General features: G+C 63.5%; 4 protein-coding genes. All 4 read left to right on the forward strand.

All coding sequences use genetic code 11. From position 1 onward, the window contains the following. On the forward strand, positions 1-1,480 hold a 1,480-nt coding region (locus VN856_RS20880; protein WP_325692490.1), incomplete at its 5' end, for a DUF3556 domain-containing protein. A gap of 122 nt (positions 1,481-1,602) precedes the next feature. Then, positions 1,603-2,625, forward strand: coding sequence for a type I glyceraldehyde-3-phosphate dehydrogenase (gene gap, locus VN856_RS20885; RefSeq protein ID WP_325692492.1), 1,023 nt, complete (start codon positions 1,603-1,605; stop codon positions 2,623-2,625). A gap of 2 nt (positions 2,626-2,627) precedes the next feature. Then, a complete protein-coding gene (locus VN856_RS20890) occupies positions 2,628-3,839 on the forward strand; it encodes a phosphoglycerate kinase (protein WP_325692494.1) in 1,212 nt (403 codons plus the stop codon). 13 nt (positions 3,840-3,852) lie between these two features. Beyond that, the coding region (locus VN856_RS20895; RefSeq protein WP_325692496.1) for a triose-phosphate isomerase at positions 3,853-4,373 on the forward strand (521 nt) is incomplete at its 3' end.

The following is a 4,373-nucleotide window of genomic DNA, read 5'->3' on the forward strand; positions in this document are numbered from 1 at the left end:
GAAACTCATCATTTTCACGCTGCTGTTCGAGGTGTTGGGGTTCGGTTGCGGGTCAGGCCCGCTCACCGCACGGTTCTGGCCTCCGATCGGCGGCTTCTTATATTGGTTGCGGCCCAAGACAATTCGTCTTCCGCCCTGGCCACACGAGGTTCCGTTCACCAGCGGCGACACCCGCAATATTTTTGACGTCGGCTTGTATGTAATCGTTTTGGCGTCCGCCGTGTGGGCGCTGTTGGCACCTGGCCATGGCGGATCAGTCACGGGGAGCGGCGATCTCGGTCTTATCGATCCCGTTCTGGTGGTGCCGCTGATCGTCGCGCTGGCACTGCTGGGGTTGCGCGACAAAACGATCTTCCTGGCTGCCCGCGGCGAGCACTACTGGCTGAAACTCCTAATCTTCTTCTTTCCGTTTACCGATCAGATCGCCGCGTTCAAGATCGTCATGCTGGGGCTGTGGTGGGGTGCGGCCACGTCCAAACTGAATCACCATTTTCCCTACGTGGTCGCGGCGATGACGAGCAACAACGCGCTGCTGCGCGCCAAGGCATTCAACTGGTTGAAGCGCCGGCTTTATCGCGACCCGGTCAACGACTTACGTCCCACCTGGATACCCAAGGTGATGGCCCACGTCGGTGGCACCACAGCGGAACTGATCGTTCCGGCTGTGCTGGTCTTCGTCGCCGGCGGTCAACCGTGGCGGTGGGCCCTGATCGCCTTCATGGTGGTCTTCCACCTCAACATCATCTCCAACCTCCCGATGGGAGTTCCGCTGGAGTGGAACATCTTTTTCATCTTCTCGCTGTTCTATCTGTTCGGGCACTACGGCAGCATCTCGATCTACGACCTCAATTCACCGTTGCTGCTGGCCATGCTGTTGGCAGCTCTTCTCGTGATTCCGATTGTCGGAAATATGTTCCCAGAACAGATTTCGTTCCTGCCGGCATTGCGCTACTACGCAGGCAACTGGGCGTCCAGTGTGTGGTGCTTCCGCAACGGCGTTGAAGACAAGATCGACTCCGACGTCATCAAGAGCTCGGCGCTGACCGCCAAACAGGTTGCCAGGCTCTACGACCCGGCCACCGCCGAGATCATCAGCGACAAAGCCCGAGCCTTTCGGTCGATGCACGTCCACGGCCGTGCCCTCAACGGACTGCTGCCGCGGGCGCTGGACAACGAGTCGGATTACGTGCTGCGCGAAGGCGAAACCGTCGCCGGGCCGCTGATCGGCTGGAATTTCGGCGAAGGCCACCTGCATAACGAACAGTTGGTGCAGGCGGTCCAGCGGCGCTGCCAGTTGGACGAGGGTGACCTGCGGGTGATCATCCTGGAAGGTCAACCGATTCAGACGAAGAAACAGTGGTACCGCATTGTCGACGCGAAGACCGGGTTGATCGAAGAAGGCTATGTGTCCGTCGACGACATGCTGGCCCGCCAGCCCTGGCCCGAAGCCGATGACGAGTTGCCTGTCCACCTGGGTTGACCACCGCGGGCGCGGCCGCCCCGGCAGTCCGATCGGAGTGACCTGAACCACCGAATTCGCCCCGCATTGTCGCAGCTACTAGGCTGGCAGCGAGCATTTCCTCAGCCACGAAGGAGAGACACGTGACGGTCCGGGTAGGCATCAACGGCTTCGGTCGAATCGGGCGTAACTTCTACCGGGCCTTGCTGGAGCAGCAGGCCGCGGGCGCCGACACCGAGATCGAGTTGGTCGCGGCAAACGACCTGACCGACAACGCCACGCTGGCGCACCTGCTGAAGTTCGACTCGATCCTGGGCCGGCTGCCCTACGACGTCACCCTGGAGGGCGACGACACCATCGTGGTGGGCGACCACAAGATCAAGTCGCTGGAGGTCAAGGAAGGCCCGGCCGCGTTGCCCTGGGGTGACCTCGGCGTCGACGTCGTCGTCGAGTCCACCGGCATCTTCACCAACGCCGCCAAGGCCAAGGGCCACCTCGACGCCGGAGCCAAGAAGGTGATCATCTCCGCGCCGGCGACCGACGAGGACATCACCATCGTGCTGGGCGTCAACGATGACAAATACGACGGCAGCCAGAACATCATCTCCAACGCGTCGTGCACCACGAACTGCCTTGGGCCGATTGCCAAAGTGCTCAACGACGAGTTCGGCATCGTCAAGGGCCTGATGACCACGATCCACGCCTACACCCAGGACCAGAACCTGCAGGACGGCCCGCACAAGGATCTGCGACGGGCCCGGGCCGCGGCGCTGAACATCGTGCCGACCTCCACCGGTGCGGCCAAGGCGATCGGCCTGGTATTGCCCGAGCTCAAGGGGAAGCTGGACGGCTACGCCCTACGGGTACCGATCCCGACCGGTTCGGTTACCGACTTGACCGCCGAGTTGTCCAAGTCCGCCACCGCCGAGCAGATCAATGCCGCGATGAAGGCCGCCGCCGACGGTCCGATGAAGGGCATTCTCAAGTACTACGACGCCCCGATCGTCTCCAGCGACATCGTCACCGACCCGCACAGCTCGATCTTCGACTCGGGCCTGACCAAGGTGATCGACAACCAGGCCAAGGTGGTGTCCTGGTACGACAACGAGTGGGGCTACTCCAACCGCCTGGTTGACTTGGTCGCGCTGGTCGGCAAGTCGCTGTAGCCGTGTCTATCCCCAACCTGGACGACCTTCTCGCGCAGGGCGTTTCGGGTCGTGGCGTGCTGGTTCGATCCGATCTGAACGTGCCGCTCAACGACGGAGTCATCACCGATCCCGGCCGCATCACCGCGTCGGTGCCCACGATCAAGGCGCTGGCCGAAGCCGGCGCCAAAGTGGTGGTAACCGCCCACCTGGGACGGCCCACCGGCGAACCCGATTTGACACTGTCGCTGGCCCCGGTCGCCGCAGCGCTGGGTGACCAGCTGGGTAAGGACGTGCAGTTGGCCGACGACGTCGTGGGCGCTGACGCGCGGGCGCGTGCCGGGCACCTGGCCGACGGGGACGTTCTGCTGCTGGAAAACGTCCGTTTCGACCCGCGCGAAACCAGCAAAGACGACGGAGAGCGGCTGGCGCTAGCCAGAGAACTCGTCGAATTGGTCGGCACAACAGGGGCTTTCGTCTCCGACGGGTTCGGGGTGGTGCACCGCAAACAGGCCTCGGTCTATGACGTCGCGACGCTGCTGCCGCACTATGCGGGCAAGCTGGTCGCCGAAGAGGTCGGTGTGCTCGAGCGGCTGACCGGTTCGACGAAGCGGCCCTACGCGGTTATCCTCGGCGGCTCCAAAGTCTCCGACAAGCTCGGCGTGATCGAGCAACTGGCCACCAAGGCCGACAGCATCGTGATCGGCGGCGGCATGTGTTACACGTTCCTTGCCGCAATGGGTCTTTCAGTGGGCACGTCCCTGTTGCAAACCGAGATGATCGACACCTGCCGGCAACTGCTCGACACCTACGCCGACGTCATCCGCCTCCCGGTCGACATCGTGGTAGCCGACAAGTTCGCCGCCGATTCGCCATCGAAAGTCGTTGCCGCCGATGCGATTCCGGAAGACAAGATGGGCTTGGACATCGGACCGGGGTCGGTTATCCGGTTCACCAAACTACTGGGCAACGCGGAGACGATCTTCTGGAACGGCCCGATGGGGGTCTTCGAGTTCCCGGCATTCGCCGCGGGCACCAAGGGCGTGGCCGAAGTGATCGCTGCGGCAACCGCGAAGGGGGCGTTCAGCGTGGTGGGCGGCGGCGATTCGGCTGCCGCGGTGCGGGCGCTGGGCTTGCCCGACGACGGGTTCTCCCACATTTCCACCGGCGGCGGGGCATCGCTGGAATACCTTGAGGGCCAGACGCTACCCGGCCTCGAAGTGTTGAGTACCTGAGCGAAGGACGACGATGAGCCGCAAGCCGCTGATAGCCGGCAACTGGAAGATGAACCTCAATCACTTCGAGGCGATCGCGCTGGTGCAGAAGATCGCCTTCTCGCTGCCGGACAAGTACTTCGACAAGGTCGACGTCGCGGTGATTCCGCCGTTCACCGACCTGCGCAGCGTGCAGACCCTGGTCGACGGCGACAAGCTGCGGCTCACCTACGGCGCGCAGGACGTGTCGCAGCACGACTCCGGTGCATACACCGGCGAGATCAGCGGTGCATTCCTGGCCAAGCTGGGTTGCAGCTTCGCGGTGGTCGGCCACTCCGAGCGGCGTACCTACCACAACGAGGACGACGCGCTGGTGGCCGCGAAGGCCGCCGCGGCGCTCAAGCACGAACTGACGCCGATCGTCTGCATCGGCGAACATCTGGAGGTCCGCGAGGCCGGTGAGCACGTCGCCCACTGCCAGAACCAGCTGCGCGGGTCGCTGGCTGGATTGTCGGCCGAGCAGATCGGCCAGAGCGTCATCGCCTACGAGCCGGT

Source organism: Mycobacterium sp. (assembly GCF_035603715.1).
GTDB lineage: Bacteria > Actinomycetota > Actinomycetes > Mycobacteriales > Mycobacteriaceae > Mycobacterium.